Origin of the sequence: Bradyrhizobium sp. SZCCHNS1050 (assembly GCF_032484785.1) — a bacterium.
Taxonomy (GTDB): Bacteria; Pseudomonadota; Alphaproteobacteria; order Rhizobiales; family Xanthobacteraceae; genus Bradyrhizobium.
This window is the reverse complement of record NZ_JAUETR010000001.1, coordinates 1222573-1242003: the sequence shown is the minus strand read 5'-3', so window position 1 is coordinate 1242003 and position 19431 is coordinate 1222573. Positions and strand designations below refer to the sequence as shown.

16 protein-coding genes are annotated in these 19431 nt (G+C 66.4%); 5 read left to right on the top strand and 11 right to left on the bottom strand.

Annotation, left to right across the window (positions count from 1 at the left end):
- Positions 1–39: 39 nt before the first annotated feature.
- Positions 40–558 carry a GNAT family N-acetyltransferase gene (locus tag QX094_RS05835; RefSeq protein WP_316184252.1) on the bottom strand — a complete coding sequence of 173 codons (519 nt, stop codon included), beginning with the start codon at positions 556–558 and terminating at the stop codon, positions 40–42.
- A gap of 225 nt (positions 559–783) precedes the next feature.
- Positions 784–978: a hypothetical protein gene (locus QX094_RS05830; protein WP_315716598.1), complete on the bottom strand. Its 195-nt coding sequence runs from the start codon at positions 976–978 to the stop codon at positions 784–786.
- A 31-nt stretch (positions 979–1009) separates the two neighbouring features.
- Here QX094_RS05830 and QX094_RS05825 point away from each other — a divergent pair, with 31 nt between their 5' ends.
- Together QX094_RS05825 and QX094_RS05820 are read left to right on the top strand one after the other, a co-directional pair.
- Entirely contained in the window at positions 1010–1375 is a 366-nt protein-coding gene (locus QX094_RS05825; protein ID WP_316184250.1) for a hypothetical protein, read from the top strand.
- 355 nt (positions 1376–1730) lie between these two features.
- Complete coding sequence (locus tag QX094_RS05820; RefSeq protein ID WP_316184248.1) at positions 1731–2630, top strand: NAD(P)-dependent oxidoreductase; 900 nt, start codon at positions 1731–1733, stop codon at positions 2628–2630.
- A gap of 125 nt (positions 2631–2755) precedes the next feature.
- Here QX094_RS05820 and QX094_RS05815 read toward each other — a convergent pair whose 3' ends face one another.
- The 7 genes from QX094_RS05815 to QX094_RS05785 all read right to left on the bottom strand — a co-directional run bounded on the left by QX094_RS05815 (position 2756) and on the right by QX094_RS05785 (position 12418).
- Positions 2756–3535 (bottom strand): ABC transporter permease, encoded by a 780-nt coding sequence (locus QX094_RS05815; RefSeq protein WP_315753338.1) that lies wholly within the window; start codon positions 3533–3535, stop codon positions 2756–2758.
- A complete protein-coding gene (locus QX094_RS05810; RefSeq protein WP_316188196.1) occupies positions 3532–4644 on the bottom strand; it encodes an ABC transporter permease in 1113 nt (370 codons plus the stop codon). The genes QX094_RS05815 and QX094_RS05810 overlap by 4 nt, the downstream gene beginning before the upstream one ends.
- A gap of 35 nt (positions 4645–4679) precedes the next feature.
- A complete protein-coding gene (locus tag QX094_RS05805; RefSeq protein ID WP_316187675.1) occupies positions 4680–5774 on the bottom strand; it encodes an ABC transporter ATP-binding protein in 1095 nt (364 codons plus the stop codon).
- Positions 5775–5879: 105 nt separating this feature from the next.
- Positions 5880–6881, bottom strand: coding sequence for an ABC transporter substrate-binding protein (locus QX094_RS05800; protein ID WP_316168077.1), 1002 nt, complete (start codon positions 6879–6881; stop codon positions 5880–5882).
- Positions 6882–7199: 318 nt separating this feature from the next.
- Positions 7200–7652 (bottom strand): hypothetical protein, encoded by a 453-nt coding sequence (locus QX094_RS05795; RefSeq protein ID WP_316171323.1) that lies wholly within the window; start codon positions 7650–7652, stop codon positions 7200–7202.
- 21 nt (positions 7653–7673) lie between these two features.
- The gene (locus tag QX094_RS05790) at positions 7674–10856 is read right to left on the bottom strand and encodes a multidrug efflux RND transporter permease subunit (RefSeq protein WP_315716605.1); all 3183 of its coding nucleotides are present in this window, start codon (positions 10854–10856) and stop codon (positions 7674–7676) included.
- A gap of 323 nt (positions 10857–11179) precedes the next feature.
- Positions 11180–12418, bottom strand: a complete 1239-nt coding sequence (locus QX094_RS05785) for an efflux RND transporter periplasmic adaptor subunit (RefSeq protein ID WP_315753346.1) — start codon at positions 12416–12418, stop codon at positions 11180–11182.
- Between the two features lie 190 nt (positions 12419–12608).
- Between QX094_RS05785 and QX094_RS05780 the strand changes: the two genes are divergently transcribed.
- A complete protein-coding gene (locus tag QX094_RS05780; protein WP_315716607.1) occupies positions 12609–13226 on the top strand; it encodes a TetR/AcrR family transcriptional regulator in 618 nt (205 codons plus the stop codon).
- 118 nt (positions 13227–13344) lie between these two features.
- On the top strand, positions 13345–14820 hold the full coding sequence (locus QX094_RS05775; RefSeq protein ID WP_316171325.1) for a M81 family metallopeptidase: 1476 nt from the start codon (positions 13345–13347) through the stop codon (positions 14818–14820).
- 259 nt (positions 14821–15079) lie between these two features.
- Here the strand turns inward: QX094_RS05775 and QX094_RS05770 are convergent, their stop codons facing one another.
- Complete coding sequence (locus tag QX094_RS05770) at positions 15080–16705, bottom strand: MFS transporter (protein ID WP_315753352.1); 1626 nt, start codon at positions 16703–16705, stop codon at positions 15080–15082.
- Entirely contained in the window at positions 16692–17816 is a 1125-nt protein-coding gene (locus QX094_RS05765) for an HlyD family secretion protein (RefSeq protein ID WP_315753354.1), read from the bottom strand. The genes QX094_RS05770 and QX094_RS05765 overlap by 14 nt, the downstream gene beginning before the upstream one ends.
- A 602-nt stretch (positions 17817–18418) precedes the next feature.
- On the opposite strand from QX094_RS05765, the gene galE reads away from it, so the two are divergent.
- A complete protein-coding gene (galE, locus tag QX094_RS05760) occupies positions 18419–19414 on the top strand; it encodes a UDP-glucose 4-epimerase GalE (protein ID WP_315825424.1) in 996 nt (331 codons plus the stop codon).
- Positions 19415–19431: the final 17 nt, after the last annotated feature.

Below are 19431 nucleotides of genomic sequence, written 5' to 3'. Positions count from 1 at the left end.
CTTGAATGGGAGAACCGACCGATCCCAGCAGCTCGGTTGTCAGGTGCTGTCAGCCGCACGACTGAAGTCGAGCGCCATGTGCGCCTCGTCGTAGTATCGGCCGCCGTCCTTCGCGGCTTTCAGCTCCAGGCCAAATTCCACGAAGCCGATGCTTTCGTAGAGCCGTCGCGCCGGCACATTGTCCTGGACGACGATCAGCTGAACGATCTCGACCTGCTCGCGCGCGACATCCAGGATGGCATTCGCCAACAGGCGCGCGAGCCCGCTCCGTCGAAAGGCTGGCTTAACGTACATGCCGAACAGCCGGCCCTTATGGGCGTGCTTCGGCCCCTGCTGGACGACGAAGCCCAGCGTGCCGACAAGCTCGCCGTCTCGAAAGGCGCCGAGGGTGTGGGTGTCCTCAAGCCGCCTGGCGAACCATTCGACGCCAAGCCCGTTCTCCAGCTCGAAGGTGCTGCCCATCGATTCCGGGCTGATCGTCAGCGCCTCCAGACGAAGGGCCTTGAAGCATGCCACATCGTCGGCCCGCAGGCGCCGGATCGTTGCAGCAGGGCTCATGGACCGGCTTTCCATCGTCCTCGCGTGAAAAAATCTTCGCGTGAAAGCGGCGCCCTTGGGCGAGCGCTTCGCCGCATGCGCGTGCTCGACTCCTCGGCCTACGGGCCTTCACAGGCCGACATGCCAGCCGGCCTGCAAACAATGCGGCCTGCCGCAAGCGCAGGCCGCCAGACGTCACCTCACAGGAGCTGACCTCAGATGAGGCCGAGAGGTGAAGCCATCAAACTACTGGGCGCGCTTCAACCGCTTGATCTCGGCGACCTGAAACTTGCCGCCGGCCAGCAGGCTGCTGCAATGCAGCCAGACCTTGTTGCGATCCCAGCCCAGGAACGCCTTGGTCTCCGCACAGTCCGCGTAGTGCTTGTACCTGAGGGTGTCGGAGCAGGTCGTATCGAAATGCGAAAATTCCTGACCGGACAAGCTGCATCCGACCCAAGGCGCATTGCCCGACTTGAAGCTGGTCTCGCAGCCGCCGTTGCAGCTGCTGGCGGCTCTCTCCAGCTTGGCGATCCTGGCTTCCACGGAGTCCGACGCAACTGACGGCGCGCGCGCCGTCGACGACGCCGTCGACCGCGTGCGGCGCAAGATCCCGGTGTCGGCCGTGGTCTTCGACCTCTGGAGCTTTGTCGCCTGCTTCGGTGCGTCGACCGTTACGCCCGGAAGCGAGGGGGCGGAGCCTGGTGTGATTTGCGATGCGGCAGGACCGCACAGCAGGACGGTTGCCAGCACGGCGGCAGCCGAGGACGCGACGACACTCGACGACAATCTCATGACAATATCCCTTCAGGGACGAACCTGCCGTCCCAATACATTGTGACCGCACTATATTACCTATCCGAAAATGGGAAACTTGGCTACTCAGCGCCGAAAAAATTCTGCGAATGATCGTCGTTTGCATCGCGATCGGGTGATGTGCCGGCGACGCATCCAGAGATTGCCGTGTCGCGATGGGAGGCGATTTCGGATCGGCAGAATGACGCGCAGGCTGGACCGCGGGCGGTTGGCCTGACGTCACCCGTCGGGAGGCGGAGCTATCAACGCAGTGCGGCAATAGGCTTCCACGCGGCATTGAGAGCAGGCCGCGTCCCGCGCGACGCTGCAAGTTCCTTGTGGAGCAGCTTCGCTGGAAACTGCTAGAAGCGATCACGCACTCACAGGGGATGACGAGCTCAATGACAGCCAAGCGCGTGGTGTTCACCGGGGGGACCGGCAAGGCGGGCAGGCATGTGCTGCCGCATCTGCAGAGCAAGGGCTATAAGCTGCTCAACGTCGACCTCAAGCCGTTCGATCACCCCGGCATCGGCACGCTGATCGCCGATCTGACGGACAGCGGCCAGGCCTTCAACGCGCTGACCACGCATTTCGGCTTTGCAGGCTTCAACGCCGGCCGGCCGCCGCAGGCGCCGGATGCCGTCGTGCATTTCGCCGCGATTCCGCGGGTGCTGATCGAGCCCGACAACGAGACCTTTCGCGCCAACACCATCGGCACCTACAACGTCATCGAGGCCGCAGCGAAGCTCGGCGTCCGCAAGATCATCGTCGCCTCCAGCGAGACCACCTATGGCGTCTGCTTTGCGGAAGGCGACAAGGACTTCAGGAGCTTTCCGCTCGATGAGGACTACGACACCGACCCGATGGATTCCTACGGGTTGTCCAAGGTCGTGAACGAGAAGACCGCGCGGGCGTTCGCCATGCGCTACGGCATCGACATCTACTGCTTGCGCATCGGCAACGTCATCGAGCCGCATGAGTACGACATGTTCCCGCGCTTCCTCGCCGACCCGCCGTCGCGCAAGCGCAATGCGTGGTCCTATATCGACGCCCGCGACCTCGGCGAGATCGTGCATCTGGCGATCGAGAAGGACGGGCTCGGCTTCCAGGTCTTCAACGCGGTCAACGACACCGTCACGGCCACCGTTCCGACGCGCGAGCTGCTGCGCCGCTATTGCCCGAATGTGCCGGTGACCCGCGAGATGGGTGACGACGAGGCGCCGCTGTCGAACCGCAAGACGCGCGAGGTGCTCGGGTTCAAGGAAGCGCACAATTGGCGGAAATACGTGAAGGCGGGGTAGGGCAGCCGTAGGGCGGATGAGCGCAGCGTAATCCGCCATTCCGGCTGTTGTGCGCATAGCGGCTGTTCGCGCACGGGGCGGCCGATTACGCTGCGCTCATCCGCCCTACGGACCGGTGCCTTCCCTCACGTCATCCGCCGCCGGAGCGCGAGCATCGCGAGCGACAGCACGATCGTCCCGACGATGAACACGGCCGCCGCCGAGACGATCGCCGGACTGATGTTCTCGCGGATGGTGGCGAACATCTGCCGCGCCAGGGTGCGCTGATTGGGGCCGGCGACGAAGAGCGTCAGCACCACCTCGTCCAGCGACGTCGCGAAAGCGAACAATGCGCCGGAGATCATGCCGGGCAGCGCGATGGGAAACGTCACCGAGCGCAGCACCACGGCAGGCGAGGCGCCGAGACTCGCGGCGGCCCGCTCGAGCTGGATATCGACGCCCTGCAAGGCCGAGGAGACGTTGACCAGCACGAACGGCACGGCGACGACGGTGTGCGCGATGATGACGCCGAGATAGGTGTTGGTGAGCCCGTAGCGCGAGAACATCAGCTGCATGCCGACGCCGAGCACCACCGCCGGCACGACCATCGGCAGCAGGAACACGGTGCGAAGCGTCGCGAACAGCAGCGAGGCGGGCTTGCCGCGCAGGCCGAGCGCGGCGAGCGTGCCGAGCAACGTTGCAAGGGCTGTGGTCCCCGCGCCGATCAGCAGGCTGTTGACGATCGACAGCCGCCAGGAGTCGGCGGTGACCAGCTCGCGAAACCAGCGCGTCGAATAGCCGGGAATGGGATAGTTCAGGAACACGCTGTCGGTCAGCGATAGCGGCAGCACCGCGATCAACGGCCCGAGCAGGAACACGATGACGGCGATCGCGAACAGCAGCTTGACGAGCGGCAGCCATTTCATGCGCGCTGCTCCTCGGCCGAGGTCAGCCGAATGTAGACGGCGTAGAGCAGGATCGTCATCGCCAGCAGGACGAGGCCGAGCGCGCCGGCCATGCCCCAGTTCGCGGCTCCCGTGGCGTAGTAGGCGATCACCGAGCTGATCATCTGATCGTTGGCGCCGCCGATCAGCGCGGGCGTGATGTAATAGCCGAGCGCGGCCATGAACACGAGCAGCGCGCCGGAGACGACGCCGCGCATCGACAGCGGCAGCAGGACGTGGACGAAGGCGCGCAGCGGATGCGCGCCGAGCGAGGCCGCCGCCGGCATCAGATTGCGCGGGATCGCGATCAGCACGCTGAAGATCGGCAGCACCATGAACGGCAGCAGCACATGCGTCATGGCGATGACGACGCCGAGCCGGTTGAACATCAGCGGCACCGGCGCTGACGTCAGGCCGAGCCCCTTCAAGGTGGCGTTGATCAGGCCGTTGTCCTGCAGCACGACATACCAGGCCGCGGTGCGTACCAGGAGGGAGGTCCACAGCGGCAGCAGCACCGCGCCGAGCAGGATCTGCCGGCGCCAGCCGTCGACCGAGGCGGCCACCATCGCGAACGGCAGGCCGATGAGGATGCAGGCCAGCGTCACCAGCGCCGAGGTCACGAAGGTCCGGATCATGATCAGGCGGTTGGCCGAGGCGCCCTCCGGCATCGCAGCGATATTGCCGGCGGCGTTGCGCTCGAGGTCGACGGCAGCGAGCAGGTTCTTGTCGGTCCAGGGCGAGGCGACGGCCTCGGCGATGGTCGTCCAATAGGGGGTCTCGCTCCAGCGCGAGTCGATTGCGGCTAGGTCGACCGCGTCGGTGCCGTCGAGCGCGCGGCGGGTCTTGCCGAGCAGGCTGCGGAATCCGGACTGCGCGCTGTTGAGGCGGCGAACGAGATCGCCGAACTGCTCGTCATTGGTCAGCTTGCGGATGTCGTCGATGAACGCGGCCTGTGCGGTTGCAGGAGGCACGCTCGTGCGGTCCCAGCGCGCCAGCGCCTTGTGAGTGCGGGGCAGGGACTCGGTCGCAACTGGATCGGATACAGCCGACTTCATCATCGTCACCAGCGGCACGACGAAGAACGACAGCATGAACGCCAGAAGCGGCGCCAGCAGCAGAAATGCCGTCAACCGTTGGCGGAAGTCTGGTCGCATGATCCCACCACCCAGACATCCGACGCCGTGAACGACAGCGCGACCTCGCTGCCGACCTCCGCGGCCTGACCGGCACGATCGCCCTTGATGATCAGCCGCTGCGCGCCGGCCGTGGCGACCAGACGCACGTGATCGCCGAAATACACCGCATCCAGGATGCGCGCGGTCAGGCGGTTCGCGGTCGCCGCTGCATGATCGTTGATCCGGATGGCCTCGGGACGGATCGAAACCTGCACCTTGCCGCCATCGATGCGGGCGGCGCCGGCATGCGCCGACAGCGTGAGGCCCGAGTCTGTCGTCAGCCGCATCACCTCGCCCGCGTGCTCGTCGAGCTTGCACGCCAGCAGGTTGGTCTCGCCGATGAACTCGGCGACGAATGACGTGCGCGGCAGCTCGTAGATCTCGCGCGGCGTGCCGATCTGCTCGATCCTGCCGTGGTTGAACACGGCGATGCGGTCGGACATCGTCAGCGCCTCGTCCTGGTCGTGGGTGACGAAGACGATGGTGAGGCCGAGCCGGCGGTGCAGGTCGCGGATGTCGAGTTGCATCTGCTCGCGCAGCTTCTTGTCGAGCGCACCGAGCGGCTCGTCCATCAGCACCACCTGTGGCTCGAACACCAGGGCGCGGGCGAGTGCGACGCGCTGCTGCTGGCCGCCGGAGAGCTGCGCCGGTTTGCGCTCGGCCATGGCCGACAGCTTGACCATGTCGAGCACGCGGGCGACGCGCTGCGCGATCTCGGGCTTGGACGTGCCGCGCATCCTGAGCGGAAAGGCGATGTTGTCGCGCACGCTCATATGCGGGAACAGCGCGTAGTTCTGGAACACCACGCCCATGTTGCGCTTGTGCGGAGGCAGCCCGTCGACCCTGGCGCCGCCGACCTCGATCGTGCCGCTGGTCGGCTGCTCGAAGCCTGCGAGCATCATCAGGAGCGTGGTCTTGCCGGAGCCGGAGGGCCCGAGCAGGGCGACGAACTCACCGCGCGCGATATCGAGATCGAGATCGTCGACCACGGTCAGCGCAGCGAAGCGCTTGACCACATGCCGGAACGAGATGAAGGGGGTATCCATGACGGAGGCTTTCGGCGCGGACCTCGCCGGGACTCATGCACGAGGAGGGCAGGCGCGCGTCGCGACGACGATCATCGCGCGCCCGGTTTGCTGAAGCGGCGAGCCTCAGCGCGCGAGCCAGGCGTTGAAGCGCTTCGACAGCTCTTCAGAATTGTCGGTCCAGAAGCCGACGTCGAGCGCGATCGCCTGCTTCAGATTGTCCGGCGTGGTCGGCAGCTCGGCGGCGAATTTTTCCGGCACCAGCTTGGCGGCGGCGATGTTCGGCAGGCCATAGGCGATGTATTCCGGCAGCTTGGCCTGGTTCTCGGCCTGGCTCGCAAACGCGATGAAGTTCATCGCGGCGTCCTTGTTTGGCGAGCCCTTCAGCACCACCCAGCTATCGACCGCGTAGATGCTGCCCGGAAACACGAAGCCGAAATGCTTGCCCTCGGTGCGGTTGATGGCGCTGATGCGGCCGTTATAGACCGAGGTCATCGCGACCTGGCCGGATGACAGGAGCTGCAGCGGCTGCGCGCCGGCCTCCCACCACACGATGTCGGCCTTGAGCGCGTCGAGCTTCTTGAAGGCGCGCTCGACGCCCTCCTTGGTCTTCAGCACCTTGTAGACGTCGCTGGCTGGCACGCCGTCGGCCATCAGCGCGAATTCGAGCGTGTATTTGGCGCCCTTGCGCAGGCCGCGCTTGCCCGGAAACTTCGCCGTGTCCCAGAAGTCCGCCCAGGTCTTCGGCCCATCCTTGATCTTGTCGCCGTCATAGGACATGCCCGTCGACCACACGATGGCGCCGACGCCGCAATCGCTCACGCCGGCCGGGATGAAGCCTTTCTTGTCGCCGATCTTGCTCCAGTCGATCTTCTCATAGATGCCGTCGCTGCAGCCGAGCTCGAGCTCCTCGGCCTCGACCTGCACCGCATCCCAGTTCGGCACCCCGGCCTTCACCTTGGCCTGCAGCACGCCATAGCCGCCGTCCCAGCTCTCGTCGAGCACGGTGGCGCCGAGCTTGGCGGCGAACGGCTGGAAGTAGATCTTGCGCTGCGCGTCCTGATAGTTGCCGCCCCACGACACCACCGTGAGATCGCGCGCCTGCGCCGCCGCGGCGACGCTCAGCATGGCTGCCGCCGCCACCAGCACCGTCTTCGAGACGGGGAGGGCCGCGCGTGGCGTCCCGTTCGACACCTTCACACCCGTGGGGCTGGTCCGCCGTGAAAACATGCTCGATGATCCGTCGCGCTTTGAAAGGTTCAAAAAAGCTATCGGCTGTTCCCAGCCGTGGCAAGCGCGAGTTTTGATCGTGAGATGATGCCATTTTGGCGCTAGGCGCCGCGCCGGCCGCGTTGCGGCAGGGCGTGTTGAGATCGTCCGCTGCCGGCGCATGGTCTGGTCCGGCGGGGGTCACGCCCCCGGGGACGTGTTTGGAGCGTTGCGGTCCTACAATCCGGCGCTGCAACCTTGATCGTCCGGGCAGGCAAGCGCCGGCACCGGTTCGCTCCCCGCCGAATTGTCGACGACGAGACCGAGCGCCGGTGTGCTCGTCGCCCGCGCACGGGTCGGAGCCGGCAGCCGCCGCGATGCACCGTGGGCGCCGATGCGTTCAAAACCCTCTGCCGTCTTCATCAGTCTGGCGGCGACAAGATGATTCAAAAAATCCATGTTGCAACTCCGTGTGGTCAAATGACCCGGCGGCCTGGTGCGGGACAGGCCGCCGGGTCGGCGCAACGTGCTGGAGTTGGCGTCCTCCATCTCGCTGCGCTGGTCTGTGATCCGTTTCACAGTCGTGTAGAATTGATCGTGAATCGGATCATCCGTGGAGCGTGGTCGGGACGCCGGCTGCCATTTGTCTCTACGAATCAAGAGACGATCGCGTTTCCGGGCGCTCGACATCACGCGCGTTCACATTCTTGTTTACTCCGCGGGTTGAGCCGCCACCGTGCCGTGGCCGCCATGCTGGGTGAGGGGCTTCATGCCGGTCAGCGTCCGCAGCAGCACGTAGAACACGGGCGTCAGGAACAGGCCGAACACGGTGACGCCGATCATGCCGGAGAACACCGCGACGCCCATCGCCCGCCGCATCTCCGAGCCGGCGCCGGTCGAGAGCACCAGCGGCAGCACGCCCATGATGAACGCCATCGACGTCATCAGGATCGGCCGCAACCGCAGGCGGCTGGCCTCGATCGCGGCGCGCAACGGCGTCCGCCCGGCGAATTCGAGCTCGCGCGCGAATTCGACGATCAGGATCGCGTTCTTGGCGGAGAGGCCGACGAGCACGATCAGGCCGATCTGGGTGAAGATGTTGTTGTCGCCCTTCGAGAGGTAGACACCGAACATCGCCGCCAGCAGCGCCATCGGCACGATCATCAGGATCGCCAGCGGCAGGGTCAGGCTCTCGTAGAGCGCGGCCAGCACCAGGAACACCAGCAGGATCGCGAGCGGAAACACCCACAGGCCGGAGTTGCCGGCGATGAACTCCTGGTAGGTCAGGTCGGTCCATTCAAAGGCGAAGCCGGGCGGCAGCACCTCGGCCGCGACCCGCTCGGCGGCCGCCTGCGCTTGGCCCGAGGAGAAGCCGGGCGCCGCTGCCGCGTTGATATCCGACGACAGGAAGCCGTTGTAGCGGATGGCGCGTTCGGGACCTGCGCTCTGTCGCACGTTGAGCAGCGCCGACAGCGGCACCATGTCGCCGGAGGCGGAGCGCACCTTGAGCTGGCGGATATCGTCGGCACGGGCGCGGAACGGCGCGTCGGCCTGCACGCGCACCGAATAGGTGCGGCCGAACTTGTTGAAGTCGTTCACGTAGTAGGAGCCGAGGTAGATCTGCAGGGTGTTGAACACCTCCGTCACGGGGACGCCGAGCTGCAACGCCTTGGTGCGGTCGATGTCGGCGAACAGTTGCGGGACGTTGACCTGGAAGCTGGAGAACACGCCGGCGATCTCCGGCGACTTCTGCAGGCCGGCCATGAACGCCTTGGTGACGTCGTTCAGAGCCTCGTAGCCGAGGCCGGCGCGGTCCTCGATCTGCAGCTTGAAGCCGCCGATGGTGCCCAAGCCGTTGACCGGTGGCGGCGGGAACATCGCGATGAAGGCGTCCTGGATGCCCGCATATTTCTTGTTGAGCTCCATCGCCAGCGCGCCGCCGGACAGCGATGGATCCTTACGCTCGTCGAACGGCTTCAAGGTCGAGAACACGATGCCGGCATTGGAGGAGTTGGTGAAGCCGGAGATCGACAGGCCGGGGAAGGCGACCGAGCTCTCGATCCCGGGCTGCGTCAGCGCGATGTCGCTCATCTTGCGGATCACCTCCTCGGAGCGGTCGAGCGTGGCGCCGTCCGGCAGCCGCGCGAAGCCGACCAGATACTGCTTGTCCTGGCCCGGCACGAAGCCGCCCGGCACCTGCTTGAACAGCACGGCGGTGGCGCCGACCAGCAGGACATAGAGGATCATCACCGCGGCCTTGCCGGTGATCACCTTGGACACGCTGCCGCTGTAATTGTTGGAGGCGCGGACGAAGGCGCGGTTGAAGCCGCGGAAGAACCAGCCGAGACTCTTGTCGAGGATGCGGGTGAGGCGATCCTTCGGCTCGTGGTGGCCCTTGAGCAGCAGCGCCGACAGGGCCGGCGACAAGGTCAGCGAGTTCACCGCCGAGATCACGGTGGAGATCGCGATCGTCAGGGCGAACTGCTTGTAGAACTGCCCCGTGAGGCCGGAGATGAAGGCGAGCGGCACGAACACCGCGACCAGCACCAGCGCGATCGCGATGATCGGTCCCGACACCTCGCGCATCGCCTGATAGGTGGCGTCGCGCGGCGACAGGCCGCTCTCGATGTTGCGCTCGACGTTCTCCACCACGACGATGGCGTCGTCGACGACGATGCCGATCGCGAGCACCAGCCCGAACAGGCTGAGCGCGTTGATCGAGAAGCCGAACAGATGCATCACGGCAAAGGTGCCGACAATCGAGACGGGCACCGCCAGCAGCGGGATGATCGAGGCGCGCCAGGTCTGCAGGAACAGGATCACGACGATCACGACCAGCACGATCGCCTCGAACAGCGTGTGCACGACGGCCTCGATCGAGGAGCGCACGAACTGGGTCGGGTCGTAGACGATGTGGTACTCGACGCCCTCCGGCATCGTCTTCTTGATCTCGGCCATGGTGGCGCGGACGTTGTCCGAGATCTGCAGCGCGTTGGAGCCGGGCGCCTGGAAGATCGGGATCGCCACCGCCTGCTTGTTGTCGAGCAGCGAGCGCAGGCCATATTCGGAGGCGCCGAGCTCGATGCGGGCGACGTCGCGCAGCCGCGTGATCTCGCCATGCGTTCCGGTCTTCACGACGATGTCGGCGAACTGGTCCTCGTTCGACAGCCGGCCCTCGGCATTGACCGAGAGCTGCAAATCGAGGCCCTTGACGCTCGGTGAGGCGCCGACGACGCCGGCGGCGGCCTCGACGTTCTGCGCCTGGATCGCCTTGACGATGTCGCTGGCGGAGAGGCCGTGCTCGGCCGCCTTCTGCGGATCGACCCAGACCCGCATCGAATAGTCGCCGGCGCCGAACAGCTGCACGTCGCCGACGCCGTCGATGCGCGCCAGCCGGTCCTTGACGTTGAGCACCGCGTAGTTGCGCAGGTACGTCGTGTCGTAGCGGCCGTTCGGCGAGATCAGATGCACGACCATGGTGAGGTCGGGCGAGCTCTTCTTGGTGATGACGCCGAGCTGGCGCACGACATTGGGCAGCCGCGGCTCGGCCTGCTGCACGCGGTTCTGCACCAGCTGCGTGGCCTTGTCCGGATCGGTGCCGAGCTTGAAGGTGACCGTGAGCGTCATCGCGCCGTCGGTGGTCGCCTGGCTGCTCATATAGAGCATGTTCTCGACGCCGTTGATCTGCTCCTCGATCGGCGTCGCCACCGTCTCGGCGATCACCTTCGGATTGGCGCCGGGATAGGTCGCGCGCACCACCACGGAGGGCGGCACGACGTCGGGATATTCGGAGATCGGCATGGAGAACAGCGCGATCAAGCCGCCGAGGAAGATCAGCGTCGACAGCACGCCTGCGAAGATCGGCCGATCGATGAAGAATTTGGAGAGGTTCATGGGAGGCCCCGTGGTCGGGAGATGTCAGTGGCTCTGATTGGCGTCGGTCGTCGAGGGGGCGCGATGTTCACCCTCCCCTGGAGGGGGAGGGTCGGCTCGCATGAGCGCAGCGACATGCGAGACGGGGTGGGGTGGCGGCCCCTCCGCGCGTGCGGTGCTCAATTGAGACGAACCCGCGACGCACGGATGCTGAGGAGGTGCGAGCAGGTTTTCACCAACTGAGACCGTCACCCCACCCCGCCGCGCGCTGTGCGCGCGTCGACCCTCCCCCTCCAGGGGAGGGTGGGCATCGCGTGTGTGGTGACCGCCATTGTCGATCATGATCAGCGCTGCGCCAGTCGCTTGTTGTCAGTGGCCGCCCCGTCGCGTGCGCCCATCGCGGCCACCTGCGTCTTCAACAACGCACCTGGCCGCACCCGCTGGAGGCCATTGACCACCACGCGCTCGCCGGGCTTGAGGCCGGCGGAGATGATGCGCAGGCCGTCGACGCTGCCGCCGAGGCTGACCGGGCGATAGACAGCGCGCTCGTCGTCGCCGACCACCATCACGAATTTTTTGTCCTGGTCGGTGCCGATGGCGCGCTCGTCGAGCAGCACCAGCGATTGCTGCTGCGGCTGGCCCATGCGCACGCGCGCGAACTGGCCGGGGATCAGCCGGCCGTCCTCGTTCTTGAACACGGCGCGGACGCGGATCGTGCCGCTCTGCCCGTTGACCTGATTGTCGATCAACTGGATATGGCCGGATGCCGTGATGCCGCCCGAGGTCGTCATCTCGACCGGGATGCGGTCGAGATTGCCGCGTTTGCCCGAGCCGTCGGCAATCGCCGACAATGCGCGCAACACCAGCTCTTCGGTGGCGTCGAAGCTCGCATAGATCGGGTTGACGGACACCAGCGAGGTCAGCACCGGCGAGGCCGACCCGGCGGCGACGAGGTTGCCGACCGTGACCTCGATCCGGCCGACCCGGCCGTCGACCGGCGCGCGCACCTGCGTGTAGTCGAGATTGAGCTTGGCTGTCTGCAAGGTCGCTTCGGCGGCCTTGACGTTGGCGATGGCTTCGCGATTGCCGTTGTCGCGCTGGTCGTAATCGCGCTTGGTCACGATGGAATTGCCAACCAGCTGCGCGCCGCGCTCCAGTTCGTTGGCGGCGAAGGCGGCGCGGGCGCGCGCCGCTTCCAGTTGCGCCTGCGCCCGGTCGACCTCGGCGGCGTAGGGCGCCGGGTCGATCTTGAACAGGACGTCGCCAGCCTTGACCAGCGAGCCCTCGGTGAAATTGGTGCCGAGAATGGCACCGGCCACCCGCGGCCGGATCTCGACCCGCTCGACGGCTTCAAGCCGGCCGGAGAACTCGTCCCACAGGCTCGCCTGGCGCGGCTCGACGACGGCAACCGTAACGGGGACGGCCTGTTCGGGGGCCGCGGCGCGGGCCGCATTCGGCGCGGAACTGAAGTGGAAATATTGGGAGCCGGCGTAGGAGCCGGCGGCAATCACCAAGCCGGCGGCGGCGACGGTGCTCAGCCACCGCTTCAGGCGGCCGGAAGAACGAATTTCGGACGAAGGCATTGGCGCGCTCCAGATTTGTAGTGCTCGCTACAAATGTGGCGCTGGCAACCCGTTCGCAAGAGACTTATGTAACGGATACTACGAAAATAGTAGCCCGACTTTCGGCGGACTGCGCCAGATCAAAGAAATCGCGTTCAAGAACAACTAGATAAGAATCAGACGGGGCGGAGACGGAACAGGAGTTTTGCAGATGGGCATCGGACGGCCCCGGACTTTCGATCGCGACACCGCGCTGGACCAGGCGATGGAGGTGTTTTGGCGCCATGGCTATGAGGGCGCCACCATCGCCCAGCTCACCGATGCCATGGGCATCAACCCGCCCAGCCTCTATGCCGCGTTCGGCAGCAAGGAGGCCCTGCTCAGGGCCGCGCTCGACCGCTACACGGCGCGACGGGAGGCCTGGATGGACGAGGTGCTGAGCGCGCCGACCGCCCACGAGGTCACCGCGCGGATGCTGATGGGCGTCGCCGAGAAACAGACCGATCCCTCCAATCCGCCCGGCTGCCTGCTGGTGCAGGGCGGTCTCGCCTGCGGCTCCGGCTCTTCCAACGTGCCGTTCGAGCTCGCGGCCCGCCGCGCACAGACCGAGGAGCAGCTCCGGCACCGTTTCGAGCGCGCCAAGCGCGAAGGCGATCTGGCTGAAGCCGCCGACCCCGCTGCGCTCGCGCGCTATGTTTCCGCCGTGATCACCGGCATGAGCGTGATGGCGTCGTCAGGCGCCGACCGCGAGGCATTATCCCAGGTCGCCGTCGTCGCGATCAAGGCGATCGAGGATCAGTCGGTGAGGGCGCCGGCGGCGGCGAACTGATCGACATCATGCGCTGAGCGGCGGGTGCTCTGCCGTCGCAAAGTCTTGTGCTCGTGGGCGCAATGCGATCCCCTGCGGCCGCCTCATTGTCATCGCGCGAACCAAGAGCAATTCCTCCATGCGTGTCTTCTCCGCCGCCCTTGCCACCGAGACCAACACTTTTGCGCCGATGCCGACGGGGCTCGCGACCTTCCACGAGCGTGCCTACTTCCCGGCCGGAACGCATCCGGACAAGATGCAGATGCATGGCGGGCCACTATGGGCGGCGCGGCAGGTCGGGCCATCGAAAGGTTGGACCTTGATCGAGGGGCTGGTCGCCGCAGCGGTGCCGAACGGGCTCGTCACCCGCGCCGCGTTCGAAACCCTGCGCGACCAGATCCTCGCCGACCTCGAAGCCGCGCTGCCGGTCGACATGGCGTTGATCGGCCTGCACGGCGCGATGATCGCCGACGGCTATGATGATTGCGAGGGCGAGCTGCTCGCGCGCATCCGCGACATCGTCGGACCCGATGTGGTCATCGGTGCGACGCTCGACCCCCACGTTCACATGAGCGAGCTGATGGTCAGAAGCGCCGATCTTCTGATCTGCTGGAAGGAATATCCGCACACCGACATTCTCGAGCGGGCCCAGGATCTGGTGAAACATTGCACCGAGCTCGCCGAGAAGCGGCTGAAGCTGCAGAAGGCCCTGGTCGACACCGACATGATCGTCACCCTGCACACCACGCGCGAGCCGGTGCGCAGCTTCGTCGACCGCATCACCGCGCTGGAAGGCAAGGACGGCATCGTCTCGGTCTCGATCGTTCACGGCTTCGGATGGGGCGACACGCCTGACATGGGCACCAAGGTGCTGGTCTATAGCGATGCCGCCGTCGATCCCGATGGCGCCAAGGCGCAGGCGCTGGCGCGCAAGCTCGCGGACGAGCTGATCGGCATGCGCGAGGCGGTGACCGAACGCATGCCCGGCGTCGATGCTGCGCTCGACCAGGCCTTGGCGAAGGACGGCGCCATCGTGCTCGGCGATGCCAGCGACAATCCCGGCGGCGGTGCGCCCGGCGATTCCACGTTCATCCTGCGCCGGCTGCTCGACCGCAACATCGGCAATGCCTGCCTCGGTCCGCTCTGGGATCCGATCGCGGTGCGCATCGCCTTCGATGCCGGCGTCGGCGCCAAGCTGCCGCTGCGGATCGGCGGCAAGATCGGGCCGCTGTCGGGTGATCCCGTCGATGCGACCTGGGAGATCAAGGCGCTGAAGGAGAATATGGTGATGACGGGCCTTGCCGGCACGCCCGCCAAGCTCGGCGATTGCGCGTTGATCGGGAGCAATGGCGTCGAGGTCGTGATCACCACGTTCCGCTGCCAGGCGTTCGGCACCGACTTCTTCACGCAGCTCGGCTGCGATCCTGCCACGCGCAAGCTCGTCGTGGTGAAATCCGCCCAGCATTTCCGCGCGGCATTTGCGCCGATCGCGGCCGACATCATCATGGTCGATGCGCCCGGCGTGGTCGCGCGCGACGTGACGACGTTGCCCTACAAGAAGATCAAGCGTCCGAAATGGCCGCTCGATGAGTTGCCGCAATCATCGCGAGCATGATGTCCCAGAATGCGACGATCATCGCACCGCCGTTAACGTTCGGAACGCGGCTGGAACGAACCGCGTCCGAATCGCTTGCGAATCACGGTTTGAGATCTGTTCACGGCTAGATGTCGTAGCTCTCGGAGATGGCGCGCAACATGCAGCGCCGGCGATACTGATCGTGCGGCTCGGCTTTCGTCAGAAGGTTAAAGGCGCAGAGGCGCGCCGGCGTTGTTGGAGAGAAGGCGACGCCCCCGCATGCTGCGGGCGGGCCCGCTCACGTCGTCGACGTTCCGAACCGTCGCATCCACGCCGCCCTCAGACCGATCGGTGTCGGCGAGAACGGGCCCGACGGCGCGCGCGTGATCAGGGCGACCAGCAGCAGCGCGGCGATCGCGAGCCAGAAGCACAGCCAGAACGCATCGAGATAAGCGAGCACGTTGGCCTCGCGCTGCACCTGCGCGGCCAAGGTCCCGACGGCGCGGGCCTTGGCCTGGCCGCCGCCATGCGCGGCGAAATAGCCGGTCAGTCGTTGCAGCGCGCGCGCGACGTCGAGATCGCCGCTCTGGATGTTGAGGCCGAGATAGGCCGAATGCACCTGCTCACGCACCCGCAGCCACGTTCCCATCAGGGCGACGCCGATTTCGGCGCCGCCGAGCCGCATCACCTGGATATAGGCCGCAAAGGACGTCGCTCGCGCCGGATCGGAATTCGACAGCGCGAGGATGATGATCGGAAGCAAGGTCAGGGCCTGTCCGATCGACTGCAGCACGACGATGACGATGAAATCCTCGCGCGCCCAGGCATGGGTGATCTGGGTGCCGAGCAGATTGGCCGCCGCGAAGGCACTGAGACCGAGCACGACGACGATGCGGGGATCGAGATGGCGAAGCAGGACGATCGACAGCGGCACCAGCACGACCATCGGCAGCGCGCCGTAGAACAACAGCAGCGAGCCGCTCTGCTCCGGCCGCAACTGCGTGATGGTGACGAGGAAGTTCGGCACCAGCGACGCATTCGAGAGGCTGGTCAGCGTGTAGAGCAGGATCACGACCAGCGACAGCCCGATGTTGCGCGAGAACAGCACGTTGAAATGCGCCCATGGCTGCGGGGCGAGCGCCTCGTTGACGAGGAACAGGACGAACAGCGCGGCGCCGCCGCACAGCAGCGCCATCACCGTGCCCGATTGCAGCCAGTCGAGTCGGTTGCCCTGGTCGAGACCGGCATAGATCATCGCCACGGCGCTGCCGAGCAGCAGCATCCCGCCCCAGTCGGCGTTCTCGAGCAGCGCGCGGTTGACGGGCTCGGCCGGGGTGCCGAGATAGACCATCAGCGCCATCAGCGGCGCCAGCACGACGCCCTGCCAGTACAGCCACTGCCAGCCGAGATGCTCGACATAGAAGCCGACCAGCGAGGTCGAGGTATCCAGCGCGAAGCCGACCCGGATCGCATAGATCGAGATCGCCGGCAGCCACCAGCGGATCGGCAGGTTGCGGAAGATGATCATGAGCGTGGCCGGCACGAAGGTGCCGAGCAGCATGCCGTGCAGGATCGCGAGCGCGATCAAGGTCGGATAGTCGCGCACGAACGGAATGATCAGGGACAGCACCGCATAGATCAGGCTGGGAATACCCAGCACACGGCGCAGACCGAACACGGTCGCGAGCCACGCCACGGCCGGCGCGATGACGATCTGCGAGCCGATCGCCGCGGTGGACAGCCAGGCGCCCTCGTCAAAACCGAGCGAGAACGCGCCGCGCAGATCGGGCAGGCCGACCGAGGTCAGCCGGCTGTCGAAATTCGCCAGGAACGAGCCGAGCAGGACGGCGCCGACGGCAAACAGCGGATGCGCCGCCTGGCCGCCGCGCGACAGCGGTCCGCGATCGGTCTCACTTGGCGCCATCGGCCTGGCCGTTGGTGCGGATGTGGGTCACGACCGACATGCCCGGCAGCAGCCGCGCGAGCAGCGGCTGGTCGCCGTCGAGGGCGATGCGGACCGGAATGCGCTGCACGACCTTGGTGAAGTTGCCGGTGGCATTGTCGGGCGGCAGCAGCGCGAATTGCGAGCCGGAGGCCGGCGCGATCCGCTCGACGCGGCCATGCAGCCTCTGGCCCGGGAACGAGTCCACGGTGATCTCGACCGGCTGGCCGGGCGCGACATGGGTGAGCTGCGTTTCCTTGTAGTTGGCGATGACGAAGACATGCGGCAGCGGCACCACCGCGATCAGGCTGCTGCCGATATTGACGTAGTCGCCGACCTGCACCTGGCGCTGTCCGACGACGCCGTCGAATGGCGCGGTGATCCTGGTGTAGCCGAGCTTGAGCCGCGCGGCGGCGAGCGCGGCCTTGGCACCGGCGAGATCGGCGCCGCGCTGCTTCTTGGTGCCGGTGAGCACCTCGAGCTGATGACGCTGCGCGGCGATCACCGCGCGGCTCGCGCGCACGTCCGCCTGTGCCTTGGCATAAGCGGCCGTTGCCTGTTCCAGCCGCTGCTTGGTACCTGCCTCGCTCTGCGACAGCGACTGCTGGCGCTCTTCCTCCTGCCTGGCCTGCACCTCGGCCGCGCCGGCCGAGACCTGCTGCGCCTCGGCCTGGGCGATGGTCGCGTATTGCAGCTCGACCTGATTGCTGAGGTTGTCGAGCGCCGCCTGCGCCGCTTCGACATTGGCCTCGGCCTGCGACACCTGTGCCTCGTAGTCGGCCGGATCGATCTGGACCAGCAGGTCGCCGGCCTTGACCTGCTGGAAATCGCTGACCGCAACCTTCGTCACCTCGCCGGCCACGCGGCTCGAGAGCTGCGTCAGGTCGGCGCGCACATAGGCATCGTTGGTCGACTGGGTCGTTGCGTTGCCGGTCCAGGCGTTCCAGCGCGTGGTCGCGAGCGCCACGAAGGCGAGCGCTGCGATCACCGCAAGCAGTGGAATGCCGAGACGCGCCCAGAGCCCGGGCGCCGCGGCGGGCGGCGTCGATGCAGCGCGCGCCGCCGCGTCGACGTTGCTCGGTGTTTCACTCAAGGGACGCCTCCTGCATCGGCCGACGCTGATCAGTCCGACGACTCGTACCCCATTCTGCGCCGCGTGCCACCTGGACTCTGGATCGTGAGCCATGCGTCGCGGCGCATGGACATCTGCGCGCCGAACGGAACCCGCGGGCGATCGGACCGTGATGAACCAGCTAACAGGCCAGCAGGTTGAGCACAGTCACAGCCCGCGATCGCCGCGCCGGGATCGCGCCGACGACATCGGCGCCGGATTCGCTGCCGCGACCAGCCCGCGCCTGATGTCCCAGAATGCGACGTCGCGCGCGCTCACGTTAACGTTCAGAACGCGACTTGAACGAACCGCGTCCGAATCAGCGGCGCAGCCCGGTACGAGGTCTGTTCACGGCTAGATGTCGTGCCGTCATCGCGTGACAGCAGCTATTCGGCGTCACTTGACCGCAATTTGGACGACCGGCTGGGTGCGAGAGCGTTAAGAGCACGGAGCGGCCTGCCGCCAAGCGGTTGTCGGTGACGCCGGCCGGCGCGCGCTGCCCGGTTGCAGCGGTCGCCTCGCTGGGTCACATTTCGCATCCGCGACTTGGGTCCAGCCGTTTGCTGATCAGAAGGCTTTCATGCATGGGTCACAACGGAGCGATCCTGGTTGCCGGCGGCGCCGGCTACATCGGGGCTCATTGCTGCAAGGCTGTCGCCGGGGCCGGCTACGTGCCGATCTGCTACGACAATCTGTCCACCGGCCATCGCCGCTTCGTGCGATGGGGACCGCTGGTGGTCGGCGACATCGCCGACAGCGCCAGAGTGGCTGACACCATCCGCGCCCACGCGGTCGGCGCGGTGATGCACCTGGCCGGGCCGAGCACGATCGGCGAATCCGTCGCCGATCCGCACAAATATTATCTGAACAACGTCGTCGGCACATTGGGCCTGCTGCAGGGCATGCGCGAGGCCGGCTGCGCGCGGCTGGTGTTCTCCTCGACCGGCGCGGTCTATGGCGACGCCGGGCGGGATCCGATTCCCGAGAGCGCCGCGGGATCGGCCCTGAATCCATACGGCCGCTCGAAATACATGATCGAGCAGATCCTGGCGGACTATCAGGCAGCCTACGGCCTGTCGGCCATCGTGCTGCGCTACTTCAACGCCGGCGGCGCCGACGCGTCAGGCCTGATCGGTGAGTTGCGCGATCCCGAGACGCACCTGATCCCGCGAGCGCTGATGGCGATCCTCGGCCACGTGCCGGACTTTGCGATCTTCGGCACCGACTATGACACACCCGACGGGACCGCCGTGCGCGATTACGTTCACGTCGACGATCTCGCGGCAGCCCACATCGCGGCGATGGAGCGTCTGCTGCAGACCGGTTCGGGTGGCACCTACAATCTCGGGACCGGCCGCGGCCATTCGGTGCGCGAGATCGTCGATGCAATCGGCAGGGAGACCGGCGAGCGGGTCCCGCTGGTGGTGCGCGCGCGCCGCGCCGGCGATCCACCGGTCCTGGTCGCAGATCCCCATCTTGCCCAGCAGGAGCTCGGCTTCGCGGCGCATCGGTCCGATCTCGGCACGATCATCCGCTCGGCCTGGACCTGGCACCAGACCGCGCACCCCCGGATCGCATGAGGCCGATGCCGCGTGCC